The sequence below is a fragment of the Marinobacter nauticus ATCC 49840 genome (genome assembly GCF_000284615.1).
In the GTDB taxonomy this organism is placed as follows: domain Bacteria; phylum Pseudomonadota; class Gammaproteobacteria; order Pseudomonadales; family Oleiphilaceae; genus Marinobacter; species Marinobacter nauticus.
The window spans coordinates 2,015,647-2,031,748 of record NC_017067.1; the positions used below are offsets into that span (position 1 = coordinate 2,015,647).

20 protein-coding genes and 4 pseudogenes are annotated in these 16,102 nt (G+C 53.4%); 6 read left to right on the top strand and 18 right to left on the bottom strand.

Annotated features, from left to right (window positions below):
- Positions 1-3: 3 nt before the first annotated feature.
- Positions 4-573, bottom strand: coding sequence for a TetR/AcrR family transcriptional regulator (locus tag MARHY_RS09335; RefSeq protein ID WP_014421576.1), 570 nt, complete (start codon positions 571-573; stop codon positions 4-6).
- A 108-nt stretch (positions 574-681) separates the two neighbouring features.
- Between MARHY_RS09335 and MARHY_RS09340 the strand changes: the two genes are divergently transcribed.
- Positions 682-1,359 (top strand): RNA polymerase sigma factor, encoded by a 678-nt coding sequence (locus tag MARHY_RS09340; protein ID WP_226374317.1) that lies wholly within the window; start codon positions 682-684, stop codon positions 1,357-1,359.
- 46 nt (positions 1,360-1,405) lie between these two features.
- Complete coding sequence (locus MARHY_RS09345; RefSeq protein WP_014421578.1) at positions 1,406-1,876, top strand: nuclear transport factor 2 family protein; 471 nt, start codon at positions 1,406-1,408, stop codon at positions 1,874-1,876.
- Positions 1,877-1,926: 50 nt separating this feature from the next.
- On the opposite strand, the gene MARHY_RS09350 is transcribed toward MARHY_RS09345, so the two are convergent.
- Together MARHY_RS09350 and MARHY_RS09355 are read right to left on the bottom strand one after the other, a co-directional pair.
- The gene (locus MARHY_RS09350; protein WP_014421579.1) at positions 1,927-2,529 is read right to left on the bottom strand and encodes an RNA polymerase sigma factor; all 603 of its coding nucleotides are present in this window, start codon (positions 2,527-2,529) and stop codon (positions 1,927-1,929) included.
- A gap of 147 nt (positions 2,530-2,676) precedes the next feature.
- On the bottom strand, positions 2,677-3,630 hold the full coding sequence (locus MARHY_RS09355) for a helix-turn-helix domain-containing protein (protein WP_014421580.1): 954 nt from the start codon (positions 3,628-3,630) through the stop codon (positions 2,677-2,679).
- A gap of 242 nt (positions 3,631-3,872) precedes the next feature.
- On the opposite strand from MARHY_RS09355, the gene dsbG reads away from it, so the two are divergent.
- A complete protein-coding gene (gene dsbG, locus MARHY_RS09360; RefSeq protein WP_081496565.1) occupies positions 3,873-4,607 on the top strand; it encodes a thiol:disulfide interchange protein DsbG in 735 nt (244 codons plus the stop codon).
- 63 nt (positions 4,608-4,670) lie between these two features.
- Here the strand turns inward: dsbG and MARHY_RS19010 are convergent.
- The 7 genes and pseudogenes from MARHY_RS19010 to MARHY_RS09390 all read right to left on the bottom strand — a co-directional run.
- Positions 4,671-4,775: pseudogene (locus MARHY_RS19010) on the bottom strand (4Fe-4S dicluster domain-containing protein); the annotation flags it as partial.
- Positions 4,776-4,962: 187 nt separating this feature from the next.
- On the bottom strand, positions 4,963-5,301 hold the full coding sequence (locus tag MARHY_RS09365) for a thioredoxin family protein (RefSeq protein ID WP_014421583.1): 339 nt from the start codon (positions 5,299-5,301) through the stop codon (positions 4,963-4,965).
- A gap of 107 nt (positions 5,302-5,408) precedes the next feature.
- Positions 5,409-5,864: a DoxX family protein gene (locus MARHY_RS09370; RefSeq protein ID WP_014421584.1), complete on the bottom strand. Its 456-nt coding sequence runs from the start codon at positions 5,862-5,864 to the stop codon at positions 5,409-5,411.
- Positions 5,865-5,876: 12 nt separating this feature from the next.
- Positions 5,877-6,626: an HvfC/BufC N-terminal domain-containing protein gene (locus tag MARHY_RS09375; RefSeq protein WP_014421585.1), complete on the bottom strand. Its 750-nt coding sequence runs from the start codon at positions 6,624-6,626 to the stop codon at positions 5,877-5,879.
- Positions 6,613-7,524, bottom strand: coding sequence for an MbnB/TglH/ChrH family RiPP precursor modification enzyme (locus tag MARHY_RS09380; protein WP_014421586.1), 912 nt, complete (start codon positions 7,522-7,524; stop codon positions 6,613-6,615). The genes MARHY_RS09375 and MARHY_RS09380 overlap by 14 nt, the downstream gene beginning before the upstream one ends.
- A gap of 5 nt (positions 7,525-7,529) precedes the next feature.
- Positions 7,530-7,814, bottom strand: a complete 285-nt coding sequence (locus MARHY_RS09385; protein WP_014421587.1) for a BufA1 family periplasmic bufferin-type metallophore — start codon at positions 7,812-7,814, stop codon at positions 7,530-7,532.
- A gap of 84 nt (positions 7,815-7,898) precedes the next feature.
- Positions 7,899-8,369 carry a YHS domain-containing (seleno)protein gene (locus MARHY_RS09390; protein WP_014421588.1) on the bottom strand — a complete coding sequence of 157 codons (471 nt, stop codon included), beginning with the start codon at positions 8,367-8,369 and terminating at the stop codon, positions 7,899-7,901.
- A gap of 110 nt (positions 8,370-8,479) precedes the next feature.
- Here MARHY_RS09390 and MARHY_RS09395 point away from each other — a divergent pair, with 110 nt between their 5' ends.
- A complete protein-coding gene (locus tag MARHY_RS09395; RefSeq protein ID WP_014421589.1) occupies positions 8,480-9,349 on the top strand; it encodes an AraC family transcriptional regulator in 870 nt (289 codons plus the stop codon).
- A gap of 65 nt (positions 9,350-9,414) precedes the next feature.
- On the opposite strand, the gene MARHY_RS18840 is transcribed toward MARHY_RS09395, so the two are convergent.
- Together MARHY_RS18840 and MARHY_RS09400 are read right to left on the bottom strand one after the other, a co-directional pair.
- Complete coding sequence (locus tag MARHY_RS18840) at positions 9,415-9,585, bottom strand: hypothetical protein (RefSeq protein WP_014421590.1); 171 nt, start codon at positions 9,583-9,585, stop codon at positions 9,415-9,417.
- Between the two features lie 75 nt (positions 9,586-9,660).
- Positions 9,661-10,641: a LysR family transcriptional regulator gene (locus MARHY_RS09400; RefSeq protein ID WP_014421591.1), complete on the bottom strand. Its 981-nt coding sequence runs from the start codon at positions 10,639-10,641 to the stop codon at positions 9,661-9,663.
- A 183-nt stretch (positions 10,642-10,824) separates the two neighbouring features.
- Between MARHY_RS09400 and MARHY_RS09405 the strand changes: the two genes are divergently transcribed.
- Positions 10,825-11,289, top strand: coding sequence for a MarR family winged helix-turn-helix transcriptional regulator (locus MARHY_RS09405; protein WP_014421592.1), 465 nt, complete (start codon positions 10,825-10,827; stop codon positions 11,287-11,289).
- A gap of 7 nt (positions 11,290-11,296) precedes the next feature.
- Here MARHY_RS09405 and MARHY_RS09410 read toward each other — a convergent pair whose 3' ends face one another.
- The 6 genes and pseudogenes from MARHY_RS09410 to MARHY_RS18590 all read right to left on the bottom strand — a co-directional run bounded on the left by MARHY_RS09410 (position 11,297) and on the right by MARHY_RS18590 (position 15,470).
- The gene (locus tag MARHY_RS09410; RefSeq protein WP_014421593.1) at positions 11,297-11,866 is read right to left on the bottom strand and encodes a pyridoxamine 5'-phosphate oxidase family protein; all 570 of its coding nucleotides are present in this window, start codon (positions 11,864-11,866) and stop codon (positions 11,297-11,299) included.
- Positions 11,867-12,101: 235 nt separating this feature from the next.
- On the bottom strand, positions 12,102-12,380 hold the full coding sequence (locus tag MARHY_RS09415) for a hypothetical protein (protein WP_014421594.1): 279 nt from the start codon (positions 12,378-12,380) through the stop codon (positions 12,102-12,104).
- A 97-nt stretch (positions 12,381-12,477) separates the two neighbouring features.
- On the bottom strand, positions 12,478-13,320 hold the full coding sequence (locus MARHY_RS09420; protein WP_014421595.1) for an NAD(P)H-binding protein: 843 nt from the start codon (positions 13,318-13,320) through the stop codon (positions 12,478-12,480).
- Positions 13,321-13,425: 105 nt separating this feature from the next.
- On the bottom strand, positions 13,426-14,028 hold the full coding sequence (locus tag MARHY_RS19015; RefSeq protein ID WP_014421597.1) for a helix-turn-helix transcriptional regulator: 603 nt from the start codon (positions 14,026-14,028) through the stop codon (positions 13,426-13,428).
- A 98-nt stretch (positions 14,029-14,126) separates the two neighbouring features.
- Positions 14,127-14,318, bottom strand: a pseudogene (locus MARHY_RS19090) (AraC family transcriptional regulator); the annotation flags it as partial.
- A 48-nt stretch (positions 14,319-14,366) separates the two neighbouring features.
- A pseudogene (locus MARHY_RS18590) lies at positions 14,367-15,470 on the bottom strand (IS3 family transposase).
- 449 nt (positions 15,471-15,919) lie between these two features.
- Here MARHY_RS18590 and MARHY_RS18990 point away from each other — a divergent pair.
- Positions 15,920-16,073, top strand: a pseudogene (locus tag MARHY_RS18990) (type B chloramphenicol O-acetyltransferase); the annotation flags it as partial.
- Positions 16,074-16,102: the final 29 nt, after the last annotated feature.

Below are 16,102 nucleotides of genomic sequence, written 5' to 3' on the forward strand. Positions count from 1 at the left end.
CTCTCAGTGCGGCGAAATCATCCTTGAGGCAATCGCTTTTGCCTTCAGCGCAGCATCCAGATCACCTTCAACGTGGGCCTTAACAATAGCGCCCTCTTTCAGTAAAAACAGAGCGTTAGCCAACTCTTCTGCATCAGTTTCTGAACTGTAGATTTCCAGAGCATGCTGCTTCAGGAGTTCAAAAATCCTGCTTTTGTGAGCCGCACATCGTTTGTGTACCGGATGCTCGGGATCACTGTACTCACCACAGGTGTTGATAAAAAAGCACCCGTAGAAACGATGCAGTGTCGGTACGCGGTTATTGAACCAATCGTGAACGGCATCGAACATTTCCATGAGAGCCTCCCTTCCTGCCGATCGACTGTTCATTCGCGACTCCAGCCATTGGAAAAACAGCTTGTCTCGATGTTCGACAGCCGCCTCTACCAGGCTGTCCTTGCTCTCGAAGTGGTTGTAGAGCGTTTGCTTTGCGACACCCGACTCCTGAAGCACCTGGTTGATACCGATAGCATGAATCCCGTGCTCGTAGAACAGTCGCAATGCCGTATCAATCAAATCCTGTCTTCGTCCCATCTCCAGACCTCTATTTTTTTCACTGAATATATCTTGACCAAATTAGACAGATCTGTCTAGAATTAAAAATAGACCGACCTGTCTACTTCAGGAAATGCCACGGGCGTTATGAACAAGGTGTTTTTTGACTGGTGTTGTTGTCGGCTCCATTTACGAACCACCAGCGAATACGACACGGAGAAGAGCACGATGGACATACAAATCAAAACCACGCGGAAAGCGCCCGTGTTTGGGCTTGAAGCTGATTTGATAGATGGCCTACAGGCCGAGCAACCAAAAGCCTTTACGGAAGCTTACCGGAGATATCATCCAGTAATGCTGAGAGTTGCGGCCAGATACACCTCTGCAGCGGTTGCCGAGGATATCGCTCAGGAGGCCTGGATGGCAGCCATTGGAGCCATTGCTTCTTTCGAGGGCCGTTCGTCGCTGAAAACCTGGCTGTGCCGGATCGTGACCAATAAAGCGTTTAATACCTACCGGGAAAAACGTAAAGAATTCCCTGCGACGCCCAGCCTTGCCCTGTTGTCCGATAACTCACCGGATAACCAATTTAATGGCGCCGCCGGGCATCTCAGCGAACCTGAGTTAGCTACCCAGACTGCAAAGGTTCAGGAACGCATTCGCGTTGAAATGAAGAATATGAACCGGGATCACGCCAACGCAATTCTGCTAAAGGGGATGAGCCCGCTCACCGGTTCGCAGGTATCTGACGTGCTGCAGATTTCCCACGGAAACCTGCGGGTCATCCTGCACCGTGCACGAAACGAGCTGGCCGCTCTGCTCTGAGCCAGGCGGCTTTTTATCTGTGATTTGCTAAAACTGGAGAAACTATATGGGCACCCAACGTCCACCACTACCTCCCTTTACCCGTGAAAGCGCCATTGAAAAAGTCCGCCTTGCAGAAGATGGCTGGAACAGCCGTGACCCTGCGAAGGTCGCCCTCGCCTACACGGAAGACACCCGTTGGCGTAACCGGGCCGAGTTCGCCAATGGCCGTGAGGAGGTTGAAGAATTCCTTACCCGCAAATGGAATCGTGAACTGGATTACCGTCTGATCAAAGAGCTCTGGGCTTATACCGACAACCGCATCGCCGTGCGCTATGCCTACGAATGGCATGACGACAGCGGGAACTGGTTCCGTTCCTATGGCAATGAAAACTGGGAATTCGATGCGGACGGTCTCATGCAGCGCCGTTTTGCATGCATCAACGACAGTCCCATCAAAGAGTCAGATCGTCTTTTCCGTTGGCCCCTGGGGCGCAGACCGGATGATCACCCCGGCTTGAGCGATCTGGGGCTCTGATACCTTATCGAGCTGGCGGACTATTAACTTTAAGAGCGCGGTCGCTACCCTTATGCCTGGAGGACGGCCGCTAGCTCGTTTCTCGCTCGATGCAGAATGACCCGGAGGTTTCCATGGGAAATCTGCAGAACGTCAGATACCTGCGAGCCCGTCAGTTGGGTCATACCTTTCAACAGAATCGCGTGGGCGTGCTCCCGGTTCATATTCTTCATTTCAATCTGAATGCGCTCCCGGTCTCTGGACGTCTGCACAGCGAGTTCCGGTTCGCTGAGATGACAGGAAGCACTGGCACCCTGGTTCTCGGCTGATTGGTCTGACAGCATTGCAAGGCTGGGCGTCGCAGGGAATTCCGGCCGCTTTTCCCGATAGGTATTAAACGCTTTATTGGTCACGATCCGGCACAGCCAGGTTTTCAGCGACGAACGGCCCTCGAAAGACGCGATAGCCCCAATTGCAGCCAACCAGGCCTCCTGGGCAATATCTTCGGCAACCGCTGTAGAGGCGTATTTAGCTGCCACCCTCAGCATCACTGGGTGGTATTTCCGATACGCTTCATCGAAAGCGATCCGATGCCCGGTTTGCAAGCCTTCTATTAAATCAGCCTCCCGCTCAAAGGCGGTTAATTTCCGAATGTTTTTTGGTTGGATATTCATGCTGCACTCCTCCAGCTCCGCCTTGGGGACACATCTCGATAGATCAGTTATGCATCCACATTAGGGGGATTCAGAGATGGCAGCATGCTTCTGGGTGAATCTTCTTTGAACTGTCCGTGCAGGCTTGTTCACTCGGTCTTGGCAAAGTCAATCGGCATTCGAGGCATGCCGAAATTCGTAGGGGGTCAAGCCAAACTCGGACTTAAAACGTCTGCTGAAGTGAGTGGGATGCTGGAAACCCCAGCCAAGCGCTATTTCCGTGATCGTTCGGCCCGTCATCGCAGGATTCGAAAGATCCCGCCGACAGCGCAGCAGGCGCTGGCTTATCAGATATTGCAATGCAGTTTGCCCTTCCGATTGGAAAAGAGAATGCAGGTGCCTCAAGGAAATTTGGTGCGCAGAAGCAATACCCTGGAGGGATAAGTCCGGATTATTCAAATGTGTATCGATGAAACGCTTGATCCGAATTAGTTGATGACGTTCAAAAAACTCGCCGCGACTAGTCGGCGATCCGAGAGTACTGACCAGTGTACCCATCAGCGCATCCGTTAAAGCGTCGCTGTTCTCCAGCCTGCCGGCTAGAAATTGCGGCGCCATTGACTGTATCAACGCGCATAACAAAGATGCTGTGGTGGAGTCTCTGGCGAATTTATTATCAATCAGATGCCAAGAGCCTGGCAGCCAGTTCCTTAAACGCGCCAGTGGCATCAGCACCGAGATCTTGTGCAGCTTTTCCGTAACATCGAATGTCATTGGGCGCGTTGTATTCCATAAAATAATATCCCCGGCCATAAGTTCGAAGCGTTTCGAATCAATCGTGAACCTCTCTTGCCCCGAAAGAACCAGTTGCAAGATGACTGTCTCCAGGTCATCGCCGGATATCTCTTTAGCCTGGCGAGCACCACCACAGGGGTCGCAAACGCAGTTGACGATCCCGAAGTTACCAACGGAACGATGAACGACTCCTGCCGTAAAGTCATCAGACGGGGCTTTCCTCGGCTTCCAAAGCCCATAAGCAGTGCCCAGTTTTTCAGTCCACTCATCATACGGAATGGCACTGCCCTCGGAGATGGGCCCTGTTACATCCTGCGTCTGTAACATCTCAGATGTCCTTTAGTTGTTATTTGCAACTACCTTTAGATTAAAACGTAGCCAGAGTGAAAGGCAATAGTTAAATTCAGACTCGCCGGGGTTCGAGTACTTAAAACCTTCTGCAGATTTTTCGGCATAATCTGCCGCCTTTCCAACCATGATTCGAAATACATTACCCCATCAACCAATTGATCCAATTGTGAAAATGGGTAGCAATCATGGAAAAATAAATCTCCGGGCTGTCTGTTTTAATCAGCGCAGCCTTTCTTTTCTCGGCAACAGCCCACGCTTCCGGCGGCCACTCAGAAATCATTAGACAGGTGACAGATCGAGGCCTGAAAGTTGTGTCGTCTTTCAAAGCTGTCGACGGAATGACCGGATATGTACTGGATTCAAAAGGCTCCCCGGTCACGATCTATGTTACGCGCGATGGCGAACACGCATTCGTTGGAACATTGATTGATAAGAATGGCGCCAACCTCTCAGCGCCAAAGGTGCAGGAGTTGTTCATCGATGCCCAGAATAAGCAAGCGTGGAGCAAGCTCGAGAATAGCCATTGGATTCAGGACGGCAACCCAAACGCCGAAACCGTCATTTACGCCTTCGTCGATCCCAATTGCCCTTATTGCCACAGGTTTCGCACAGCCGCTTTGCCCTGGCTTAATGCCGGTACCGTTCAAATCCGACATATCGTGGTAGGCGTGTTGGCCCACGACAGCATTGCAAAAGCTGCAACAATCCTTGGTTCGAAGAAGCCCCTCGGAGCCTACATCAAGAACTTTGAGACCTTCCGAAGCGGCGGCATTGTGCCGGTAGACGATGCGTCCGAGCGTGGCCAGGCCAAAGTAGAAGCTAATAACCGGCTGATGTCGGAGCTTGGTGTCAGTGCCACTCCCGGAATTTATTACAAAGACGGCACCGGGACTGTTGGAATGCGGCTTGGGCTGCCGCCAGAAAATGAATTCAAGCGCATTATGAATCCGTAGGCTTCATTCGGGGCGGCCTTTCGATCAAAAGCCGGCCCCGATTTGCGATGCCAATCGGGTTAGGTCCCAACACTGGTCGGACGAATCCATGCATGCCGCACATCCGATGCACCTAATCTGCGAATCGTCGCTAATATTAATCCCCGTTGGGCACACCTGCGCACACATCTAGGTACAGGCTGGGGAGCCCCAAGACTGGCATTTCGGTATGTTGCCTGTCATCGTCTGATCTATTTCTTAAACACGTGCATGGGTTTCGTCGGGATGGAGGATGAGTGGACATCTTACCCGGTTTGCAAAAAAAAGCCGGGCTTAAGCCCAGCAAACTGAGTGTACTCTTAAAACCGGCAACAACTCACGCCAACTGCGATACCTTATGTTTCAGGCCGTCGATCCACTTGTTCAGATCCTTCAGGGATTTCGACCCGGTTTCCTGGCCCATGAACTGGTCTCGTCTCAACAGAACCAGTGTCGGAATGGCCCTGACGCCAAATTTGGCAGCGATTTCATGCTTCTGATCCACATCCACCTTGATGATGGCATTATCAGGATTCAGTTCACTGAACTGTTCAAGCACGGGATTCATGACCTTGCATGGCGCACACCAGGGTGCCCAGAAATCCAGGAGCAACCATTCGTGTTTATTGGCGAGATCGCCCAATTCGTCAAACGTATTCAGATTTACAATCGGCACAACGAGGTTCCTCCGGGAACTTTCTGAAGAATAAAAAGGGCGTACTCGGTGAACAATATCGATGCGAGGGTAAATGCCGAATACGCCAAGGGGTGAACGATTATGGATCAGGGTTTTCTCAACCGGTCGCCAATCAACTTGTCCAGGGAGAACACACCCGGACCACACATAGCCAGAGCCATCAGGATCAAGCCCCAGACCACGTGATACAGTTCCGCTGCTGGCGCAATCGCTTCAAGACTGATTACCGCAACAATGTTGATGACGAACAGACCCAGCGAAGACACCAGGGAAAACAGGCCAATGACCAGCAACACCGGAAAAACCAGTTCACCAAAGGTCGCCAGGAAGGCCGCAAACTCGGGGCTCAACAGCGGAACACTGTATTCTTCCTCAAACAGAAACAGCGTTGTTCCCCAGTCATCAATCTTTGTGAGACCAGCTTTGAAAAAGACCCAGGCCACATAAAGCCGCCCGAGAAGCAGTGCAATGGGTAGCAGGCTGCCAACCAATCGCTGAACCGAATCGTTCAAACCGTAGAAACTGTATGCCAATGTTTTCATGTCAATCTCCTCTTAATGAATAGCTTTGGCGCCAACGATGACGCCTTTTGCGATCATGTCTTGCAGCCAATGGGTAAAGTTGGTGTCGTTCAGAACATCCTCGCCAAAGACTTCGGCAATACTCCGCTGGTTTCTGACTGCCTCCAGCAACATCACATCTTTCTCAGGAATGACTTCAGCCATCCCTTTCCAGCCCGCGCGATAGATCAGCGCATTCTGGCCTCTGCCTTTGGCGATCATTCTCTTTGCCTGGGCGAAACTGAGTGTGTCCCTGGGCGTTTCGCTTTTGTGCGCCTCCCAGATACTGACCACCGGGTACATGGAGCGGAAAAACTGGAGCCCCTTGTTGAGAATCAGAGAGCAAGACGCCAGGTCCTCTCCAATTGCGGTAAAGCTCTCGACCTTTACCTCTTCGTACTGGCTCCTCTCGACGCGTGCTACGTGATTGTCGAGTCGCGCTACATCGGAGAGATAAGGAACGCGGTCTGAGATCCGATGCGAGATAATCCAGCTCGGGAAGCCCCAGCCGAAATCGCCCCAGTCTCCGCTCTGTTTGCGGATCATCCTGAAATAATCGAGGGCCAGCCCTTCAAAGTCGGCAGGGCCTACCAGCGCCCTCACGGTTGGATAACCTTGCTCGAGGGCTCGAACTGCCTTTGCCTCAACCCCAAATCGATACACCTCTGAATTGGGCCGCACCGGATTGCTCGTGCCGCCGAACAGGAATTCGAGGAAATGAGCCTGGTAATCAGAGAGATTCATGGCTGTGCTCCCTCCCCAGTACCCGGCGCTGAGCCTTTCTGGCCTTGGTAGCCTCCCCAAGAAGCTCGCGCCAGGATGGGAGGTTGTTATCCCACTCAATCAAGGTGGGCTTTGGGCCGATCGCATTGAGTGCGCGTTCGTAGGTTTGCCAGCCAGCCTCAGATACCGGGCAGGCGTGGTCGTCGATCAGCAGCTCTTCTTCACCCACGGGCGTCGAGCCCGCAAGATGAATCTCGGTGATCGCAGAGTGGTCGAGTGATCCGACGTAGCGATCAACAAAGTTCTCCAGATTTGAGACGTGCCCATTTCGGGCGTTCACCATCAGATTGTTGATATCGAGGATCAAGCCACACTGCGTGCGAGCTACGATTTCACTGAGAAAACTCGCCTCGTCGAAATCACTCTGGTCAAACTCGATGTAGGCACAGACATTCTCGATAGCGATCTGACGGCCAAGGTACTGTTGCATGCGGTCAATATTGTTCACTGCATGCTGCAAACTGTCTTTGGTGTAGGGAATGGGTAGCAGATCACCACCGTGAAAGAGCCTTCCACCGATCCTCGCCCAGGTAAAACACAGGTGGTCCGACACGAGCACCGGATCCACCCGTTCCACGAGGCGTTTCAGTTTTTTGAGGTAATCGTCAGGAACAGACTCAAGAGACCCTAGACCTGCCGAGGTGCCATGCAGACTGATCGGCGTGCTGGCCGAGATCTCTTGTAGCAGATCGACAGCGATGCCGGCGTCTCCGAAGAAGTTCTCCGAATGAACCTCAAGAAAATCGAGCGCGGGTGCCTGTTCCAGTACGTCCTGATAGTGCTCGGATCGCAGCCCTACCCCAACGGCGGTCTTCTTGAGTTCCGGCTTGCTCTGGACTGTGGCCTGACGATTACTCATGGCGCTTAACCCTTGCTTTTCTCAGCAATGATTTTCAGGGCCGTTTCCTTGTCAAAACCACCCAGATCCTCGCAGGTGCCTTTCTCGACAATCTTGTACTCACCCGGGTCGTTGGCGACTTTGGACTGCCCTGCACAGGAGTGGGTTCCGGCAAGGTTCGCACAATCGTTACCACCTACAGGCGAAATGCCGTAACACTTTTCTTTGCCACCTGCGTGAGCCAGGGGCGCGGACATGGCGCCGGCCAATGCCGCCGCCAGTGCCGCGCTGAAAAGAAGTTTCTGGTTCATATCTATCACCTTCACAGTTTGTTTCAGGGTCCCCGAGCAATAACGCCAAGGACCCCGGGACGTGCTCATATCATTGGCAGGGAATTACAGCTCGGCTGCTTCCACAGTTTTGATCTCCGGCCAGATGTCGTTGGCATTGGCGATGAAACCGGGCACATCGGTGAGCCAACGCTTCTGCACGTCTTTGTTCAGGTTCAGGTAGAGCTTGTTATCGACAATCCGCCAGGCTTCGGGATCAACGTCGAACTTCTTCTCCATGGTTACGCCAAACGCGCAGTAACCACCGTACTGAGGCGCATAGGCACTGGGGTCGGCACGGAACAGATCACGATTCTCGGCGCTGGAGAAATGGTAGATCGCGTTCTTGTAGGTGGCGGTGTATTCCGCAGAACCCTTGGTAGCTTCTGAATCGGAAAAGTAAGCCACAGGATCGTAGCCGCTGATGGCAACATCATTGGCGTCGGCATTCATGTCGATATCAGCAGCAAAAGCAACAGAGGCAGCGCTCATGGCAGCAACAGCAACGAAGGCACGAAGTTTGTTGAAACGAGTCATTGGGTATCTCCTTTGAATGAATGATGACTACGTTTGAAACATTAAGACCTCGGGCGGTACTGAATGAGTACGATCGTTCAAACTTCTATGCCAATTATCTGGAGTGGCTTATGGACAGGCTTTCTTACATTCTCGACCAGCTCAACGTAAACGCCGGCGTGTTCTTTCGGGGTCAGCTTTGTGGTCTCGCTTCCTTTGAAGAAGAAGGAACCGGTTACATCCATGTACTCCGTTCGGGGGTGCTCGACATCATGGAAGGCAACCGGGAGAAGGTTACGCTCACAGAACCAACCATGATTTTCTCAGTGCGGCCCCAGCCCCATCAGCTTTTCGGTGCCAACAAGGAAGGCGCCGAGATGATTTGCGCGTCAATCAAGTTTCAGACTGGGTCGCGCAACCCGGTCCTTGGTGCGCTACCTCCAACAGTCGTACTTCCACTCTCTTCGGTTCAGGGCCTCGGATCATTCGTGGATGTGCTGTTCGCTGAAGCCGAAGCTGCCCAGGAGGGGCGGGACGCGGTTATGAACCGACTGGTCGAGGTGATTTTCGTGAATGTGCTCCGGCACATTGTCTCCGAAGGGGAAACACCCAAGGGAATGCTATCCGCGCTTGCGGATCGACAGCTCAGCAAGGTCTTGAATCGCATTGACAGCAACCTGAACGGGGACCTTTCCGTGGAGAAGCTTGCTGAAGTTGCGATGATGTCCCGCTCGACCTTTATTCAGCACTTCAAGAACGTGCTCGGTCTGGCACCTGGCGAATATGTTCAGAACGCACGGATATCCGCGGCGAAAAAACTCATCCTGAAGGACAAGCCTATGTCGATTATCTGCTTTGAGGTGGGCTATGAGGACGCCTCTGGATTCTCCAGGGCCTTCAAAAAGAATACAGGCATGACGCCGAGGGAGTGGAAAAAACTGAACGCGACAGCCGCCGAAGCTGAGAAAAACGTAGTTGAGGAAAACGCAAACGTGGCCTGATAGAGCTGCAACAGTCAAGGGGCAAGGATTCTGAATCCTTGCCCCTTTATAGTTGGTATTGCGCTTTACTTCAGAATAACCTGGCCGCGGATTACTTTTTGACCGCTGTACGGGCTAATCACGGAGTGACTGTAATCTTCGATGTCTGATTTTCGGTCCGCCAGGGTTGCGCTGGCGGAAGCGGAGATCAGGGCGATGGAAACAAGAAGCAAGGCTTTGGCAGTGATGTTTTTCATGTTGGTTTCTCCAGTGGTTGATGTCTACGAGAGAAATAGTAACCACCGGAGCACCGCCACAAAGGGACAAGCGTTCTAGTTAATGGGCCGATTGTCCAAGCCGGGTTTAATCACGGTTAGCGGACCGCAATCGAGCGCTCTGGCCGCCATCGCGTTTGCCCAACGCTCTTTTGCGACCCGTTCGATCACGCTCCGAATCCAGATAATGCCCGGATCCCGGTCGTGGCGAGTGTGCCATGCGAGGTACAGGCTGGTGGGCTCCACCTCAATTGGCAGACTCGTGATGGAAATACCTGCGCAGAATTCGCAGTCTCCGGTAATAACTTCCGGGATGGTGGCAACCAGGTCGGAATTCCTGAGCAGATTCGGAACCGCGGAAAAGTGGTTTACCGTCACCGCCACGCGTCTCTCCAGACCACGCCGGTTGAGTGTATCGTCGACAACGCCATGAGCCTCGCCAGACATGGTTGCCAGCAGATGTTGAGCGCTGAGAAAGGAATCAAGATCAACTGCCCGGCCGCTCAGTTCATGGCCACTTCTCATGGCCAATACATAACCCGTATCGAACAGCCAGAGGCTTCTCAGACTGTGATCGTGCTGCTCGAAAAACCCGATCACGAAATCGACACTTGCTTCGCGCAGATGGTTCACTGCGGTGGCAGGCGAGAAAGGAACCGCGTGGAGATCAATCCCCGGCGCACTTCTCTGCAGCTCGGAGACCAGCGGTTGCCAGACCATCTCGAGAATCAGATCGGTAACAGCTACCCTGAACGTCCTGCGGGATTCACTGGGCGTGAAGCGTGTGGAGTTTACCGCATTGGACAGTTCGTACAGCGGATTGCGGATCTGTTCCCAAAGGCTTTGCGCATACGAGGTCGGTTCTACCTGCCGCCCCCGCTTCACAAACAAAGGATCTTTCCAGGCCGTCCGCATTCGGGACACCACGTTCGAAACCGCTGGCTGGGTCATACCTAGGCGGTCCGCCGCTCGTGTGATTGAACCTTCCGTCATGATGGCGCTGAACACGTGTAACAGGTTAAGTTCCTGGTTTTTCATGGTGCCTCCCTCGTGTTTGATGAGGACGTTATAGAGTGATCCTTACTGCACAGACGTCCAGCGGGCCTATCTGTTACTGGAACTACGCTAGATTCGCAGCAAATCCATTTATCCGATTGTCTGGACAATGCATGTACTACGACCTAGGATCATGCATATACACTTCAAGGGCAGGAGCCCAACATGTCTGAGCAGTCTGTCGATCAGGAAACAACGCCGCTTGATGTTGCCAGAACCTGCGCTGCGCTCTACTCCCGCGTTTTTTCCCGGCTGGTAACCCGGCACTACAACCATCACCTTTCCGATACCGGTCTCAGGATTACCCAGTTCTCAATTCTGAACGCCATCAAACTGTCACCCCCAAACTCTATCAACGAGCTGGCGGAGCTACTCGGCATGGAGCGGACATCACTCCAGCGCACGGTTGAAAAACTGATTGCCAAGGGTTTGCTGCAGTCCCAGCCAACTGGCCATAAGCGTTCACTAGGCCTGGCTCTGACGGCGGAGGGCGAGAAAATATATCAGCAAGCACTGGTACGATGGGAAGAAGCTCACGGAGAGTTTACCGATATGGTAGGGGCAGATGACTGGTCGGTAACCGTAGGCAAACTCCGGCACTACAGCGGTAAGCTTCAGTCTTCCCTGTGATATTGGTTCAGACCTCGTCGCGCATGAACTCGAGCAGGGCTTCGACCTCTGCTTGAGTGTAGCGAGGGGTTATGTGTTGCGGACAATTCCAGTCGAAGGCTTCGACGTGAATGAGCATGCCCTTCTCTACCTTCGCGTCATAACTGTCGTCCTGCAGATCGTCGAGAGTCGACGGCTGGTCGGGACCCACAAGCGCCATCCGGCCGAGCAGTTTTAGCCTCCTACGGTTCGGATAGTCCATCAGGAACAACGCCACGCGATCATTGTTCAGGACGTTTCCCGTTGTGACGTACTGACGGTTGCCCGAGTAATCGGCGAAACCGATGGTCGACTGGTCTATTACCTTCAAGAACCCGGCCGGCCCACCCCGATGCTGGATGTAAGGCCAGCCTGTCTCACTGACGCTGGCAATATAAAAGCTGTCACGAGCTTCAATGAAGGTGCGCTCCCGCTCTTTGAGCAGGTTGTTTCGGTCGGGGCCGGTCTCAATGGATGCGTACCCCGACCGGCTGCCCATGTCCTCCTGAACCTGCTTAACGGTCCGGGTAAAAGCGATTTCCGCAAACTTGTGGGCCATGCTGGGCTCCTGAAGGTCTTTAGGGTCTGTGCTCCTGTTACCTATCAGTAACCCAGCCGGCTCAAGTGTTACATCGCGTCGCCACTATTTTTAAACAGCTTCAATTTTTCTCTGTCGCTTCCTGGCGCCCTGCTCTAAAGAGCGTAAAAATGGAGCTCAGAAATACCCAGCCGAACCCAATCACGCCGACATTGACGCCAAACAAGGTCTTTTCAGTGCCATCCGGATGCACCATTTATCCGCCGTAGGCCCCCTGTAAGGCATAGGCTGCGAGGAAACCGCCGGTGATCAAGAGCGCAATTACACTGGCTTTCCCCCGGCCATCCGCAGACATCCAGGTAAGCCACAGGGCAATCGCACCCAGGGAAGAGGTGGTGATCAACTGCCACACTTCGTGCAATCTTGCGTGGGCTACCCAGTCTGGGTTAAAGACGTGGGTGTCGTTGATTTCCAAATACGGAACAGCAATTGCGTAGAGAGCGATTGATATAGTTAACAGTATCTTATCAAGCATTTTTTATGTTCTCTGTAAGGTAATATTGGGAGAGCATAAGGTTTGACTACTGCTGAAAACTGCTACCAAACCTGTATGTTTGCCCTGGCGCAGCCCGTTACCGCCCTTGCCAAACACCGGTCTCTGCCACTTCCTCGGCATACACAGCGAAGTCTTTCGGTGGTCGGCCAAGTGCCTGTTGAACGCCATCCGTCAAATGGGCATTACGGCCATCAAGGACCGTTGCGAACAGATAGTCCAGCATCCAGACCACATCCTCTGGCGCTCCAGAGTTCTCCATCTCAGCGATAAAGCCGTCGTGAGGTACGTCGATGAACGAAATCTCGCGGCCCGTCGCGCGGGAAAGATCGTTGGCCACGTCCGCGAACGTCATCAGCCTTGGTCCCGTCACCTCGTAGATATGGCCGTTGTGGTGGTCCTGAGTGAGTGCAGCAACAGCCACATCCGCGATGTCATCGACATCCACGAAAGGCTCGACCTGATCGCCTGCTGGCAGTGTGATAGCACCATTCAACACCATGTCGATGAATGCACCTTCAGAAAAGTTCTGGTTGAACCAGCTTGCGCGCACGATGGTCCACTCAAGTCCGGACTCCTGAACAATGTCTTCGCAGGCTTGTGCCTCGGCTTCGCCGCGGCCGGATAACAAGACGAGCCGCTTCACTCCGCGTCGTTTGGCCAGGCTGGCAAACGCCTGGATAGCGTCGGTTGCGCCCGGCATGGCCAGGTCTGGTGAGTAGGTGATATAGGCTGAAGTGACGCCATTGAGGCAAGGATCCCAGCTTTTCTCGTTGTCCCAATCGAAAGATGGGATGGCTGAGCGGGATCCAACTCGAACCTCATAACCGGTGGCTTTCAGCTGCTCAACAACGCGTTTGCCGGTTTTTCCGGTACCGCCCAAGACGAGAATTGTTTGATGTGCCTGGTTGGATGGTTTCATTTACTTGCTCCTTTTGATTTAAGTGCAAGTCGATTTTCATGAAACCGCGTTGCTTGTTATTGCCTCGGCATGCCAGAGTTTGTGCAGACGGCGCCAACTTCAAACTTAACGGGTCGAAAGCCGATAGGATCGTGGAGTCTGCCCTGCCCAACACTTGAAAGCCCGCGTGAACCCGCTCTGCTCGGCAAACCCCGTCAGGAAGGCGACTTCGGCTAGGCTGTAGTCTGTCTCACGAAGAAGTCTCTGTGCGAGCTCCTTTTGCGCCATGTCGACGACGTTTTGAAAAGAATACCCCTGCTCCGACAACCTTCTTTGCAATGTCCGTGCGCCCATATTCAGTTCGGACGCAATCCGTGACAGCTTCGGTACTCCCTCGCTAAGCACGTTACCGACGGCACGCCGAACCTGTTGTTGCAAGTCAATATCGCCCTTCAGCGAATTCAGTTGCTGTTCGAGATGTCGGTCAAAAAACCGGGCGATGGATTCGTCCCTCAGTTTATTGGGCGTATCAATGCTTTCGTTACTCACAAGCACCGCATCTCGTCCCGACTCGAAATGAACCGGGCAACCAAAATGCGACTCGTACACTCCGATATCGCCTCTTGATGAATGCTTGAAATAAATGCCGGTTGGAACGAAGTCTGAGGAGCTGACTTCTTTGCTGATGGTATGCACCGCCGACATGCTGGCCTCGTTGGAGAGCACCATGCCAGGAGAACCATCCCCGGAGAACCATCCCCGGCTTTTTCAAGGTTGAAGAGTGTCCCCTGCGCCGTTTCCTCAAGCGAATAGGTTTCTGCACTGCCCAGAACATGCCCGTACCGCTCTGCCCTTGTGAATGAACCGCGCAAGTTCGGCGCGGATTTCCAGGCCAGACCGAAGGCGCCGTACTCGTCGCTTCGCATGGCAGCACCGATTTTCAGCGGTAATAAGAGGCCGTTGGGATCTCGATCGACCAAAGCAGCAAAGAAATCATAATACTCGGATGAAGATACCATCTGAGTTGGATCGATGGGGCCGTCTACGGGAAGGCCAAGTCTGGGGTTCTACCCCGTTTCCACGGACGGTTTTAAAACGGCGAACAACTTCCTGTCCTGAGCAGCAACTCTACGTCGCATCCTGGGATTATGGAACCGCTCAATGTAATCGAAGACATCAGCTCGTGCTTCATTCTGAGTTCGGTAGCGCCGGTGGTGAATTCGCTCCCGCTTGAGCATTCCGAAGAATCCCTCGCAGGCAGCGTTATCGCCACAGTGGCCGACCGCACTCATGCTGCTCACCAGACGGTTGCCGCCGAGATATCGCTGGTAGTCACCACTGGTAAATTGACGGCCTCGATCTGAATGCAATATCACCGGGACTTTTCCCTGGCGCTGCCAAACGGCCATCTCAACCGCTCTGATCACCATATGCCGATCCTGCCGGTGATGCATGGACCAACCAACGATCAGCTTGCTTTAAAGGTCGAGAACCACGCATAGAAAGAGCTTTCCTTCCTGCGTGGGTATCTCCGTAATATCCGTCACCCACTTGGTGTCTGGCTCCAGAGCGGAGAAATTTCGCTCCAGATGATTCCGGATTCCCGGTGGCCGATGAGATCGACGTCCCAAGCGTCCGCGCTTCTTGCGTGGTCAACCCTGAATGCCCTGTTTGGCCATCAACCGAGCAACACGGTTCAGACTGGTTGACGTGCCTTCGGCAACCAGGTCCTCGTGCATTCGGGGTGAGCCAATCATGCCACCGCTGTCGTCATGAATCTCTCTGATGCGTGACAGCAAGTGCTGATTCGCCTTTGCCCTGGCGGACTGAGGGCGAGATACCCAAGCGTAATAACCGCTGGCCGACACCTTCAGGCATCGGCACATAAGACGTATTGGGAAATGACTGCGACAACGTTGAATCGCCTGATACCTCAGGACGACTCCTTTGCGAAGAACACTGCCGCTTCGCGCAAAAAATCACGCTCCTTCTTCACTCGGGCCAACTCGAGCTTGAGGCGGGCAACCTCCTCGTCTCGGGGAGAACCAGAGCCCTTGAAGGCCTTGTCTGTCTCCTCATCCGCTTCTCTGCGCCAACGAGACAACAGGTTGACGGGTTAAAGCGATGGCATCGCGTTTGAACTCTGGGCTATATTTTCTGCGTCTGGACATGAACACTCCTTTGGCACAGTGTGCCTCTTTTTAGGAATGTCCGCAGTAACGGGGTAGAACCCGATCGGCCTGGCATTAATGGAGCTCGCCCCTCTAAAAAATGCGCTCTGTCGAACGTAGGCGCCTAATCTTGAACGGCGGCTCCCCCCCCCAACCGGCTCGATCAGCCTGTCGATATTGGCACTGACCGCCTGGCGCGTGATCGGAAAGATTCGCTCGTCCTTCCGAAACTTTCCCATCCACAGTTAGCTCTGAATCCGGGTCTCAAAGTCTCTATCCAGAATCGGGATCGACCCACGACTATCTTGAATACTAATACTAGGCCGGACTACGAATTTAGCACCTTGTGTGATCGTCCAGCATACCCGGGGGTTCCGGTTCCGGAACAGCACCTGTGAGTAGTGCAGCCCTCTACTTTGTTTGCCTTGGGCCCGCTAAACTCAACAGATGGCCATTCATTCGACGACCGCGCGGCATCTCATGCCTGATCGTGATGACGTTGATCGGCTCGTTATCGGCAGTTTCTGTTCCATCGGCTCCGGTGCATCGTTCATCATGGCGGGCAATCAGGGCCACCGGCACGACTGGGTTTCCGCGATTCCGTCTTGGATATGGTAGATGAAGCCGCCTTA

Excerpts from the sequence above, each read along its gene's own strand:
- MARHY_RS09370 (WP_014421584.1), bottom strand. The coding sequence starts at position 5,864 with ATGAAAACATTGGCATACAGTTTCTACGGTTTGAACGATTCGGTTCAG.
- MARHY_RS18840 (WP_014421590.1), bottom strand. The coding sequence starts at position 9,585 with ATGAAAAACATCACTGCCAAAGCCTTGCTTCTTGTTTCCATCGCCCTG.
- MARHY_RS09335 (WP_014421576.1), bottom strand. The coding sequence starts at position 573 with ATGGGACGAAGACAGGATTTGATTGATACGGCATTGCGACTGTTCTAC.
- MARHY_RS09355 (WP_014421580.1), bottom strand. The coding sequence starts at position 3,630 with ATGTTACAGACGCAGGATGTAACAGGGCCCATCTCCGAGGGCAGTGCC.
- MARHY_RS09420 (WP_014421595.1), bottom strand. The coding sequence starts at position 13,320 with ATGAAACCATCCAACCAGGCACATCAAACAATTCTCGTCTTGGGCGGT.
- MARHY_RS09340 (WP_226374317.1), top strand. The coding sequence starts at position 682 with ATGAACAAGGTGTTTTTTGACTGGTGTTGTTGTCGGCTCCATTTACGA.
- MARHY_RS09390 (WP_014421588.1), bottom strand. The coding sequence starts at position 8,369 with ATGACTCGTTTCAACAAACTTCGTGCCTTCGTTGCTGTTGCTGCCATG.
- MARHY_RS09380 (WP_014421586.1), bottom strand. The coding sequence starts at position 7,524 with ATGAGTAATCGTCAGGCCACAGTCCAGAGCAAGCCGGAACTCAAGAAG.
- MARHY_RS09405 (WP_014421592.1), top strand. The coding sequence starts at position 10,825 with ATGTCTGAGCAGTCTGTCGATCAGGAAACAACGCCGCTTGATGTTGCC.
- MARHY_RS09385 (WP_014421587.1), bottom strand. The coding sequence starts at position 7,814 with ATGAACCAGAAACTTCTTTTCAGCGCGGCACTGGCGGCGGCATTGGCC.
- MARHY_RS09400 (WP_014421591.1), bottom strand. The coding sequence starts at position 10,641 with ATGAAAAACCAGGAACTTAACCTGTTACACGTGTTCAGCGCCATCATG.
- MARHY_RS09410 (WP_014421593.1), bottom strand. The coding sequence starts at position 11,866 with ATGGCCCACAAGTTTGCGGAAATCGCTTTTACCCGGACCGTTAAGCAG.
- MARHY_RS19015 (WP_014421597.1), bottom strand. The coding sequence starts at position 14,028 with ATGGTGCTCTCCAACGAGGCCAGCATGTCGGCGGTGCATACCATCAGC.
- MARHY_RS09345 (WP_014421578.1), top strand. The coding sequence starts at position 1,406 with ATGGGCACCCAACGTCCACCACTACCTCCCTTTACCCGTGAAAGCGCC.
- MARHY_RS09375 (WP_014421585.1), bottom strand. The coding sequence starts at position 6,626 with ATGAATCTCTCTGATTACCAGGCTCATTTCCTCGAATTCCTGTTCGGC.
- MARHY_RS09350 (WP_014421579.1), bottom strand. The coding sequence starts at position 2,529 with ATGAATATCCAACCAAAAAACATTCGGAAATTAACCGCCTTTGAGCGG.
- MARHY_RS09415 (WP_014421594.1), bottom strand. The coding sequence starts at position 12,380 with ATGCTTGATAAGATACTGTTAACTATATCAATCGCTCTCTACGCAATT.
- MARHY_RS09395 (WP_014421589.1), top strand. The coding sequence starts at position 8,480 with ATGGACAGGCTTTCTTACATTCTCGACCAGCTCAACGTAAACGCCGGC.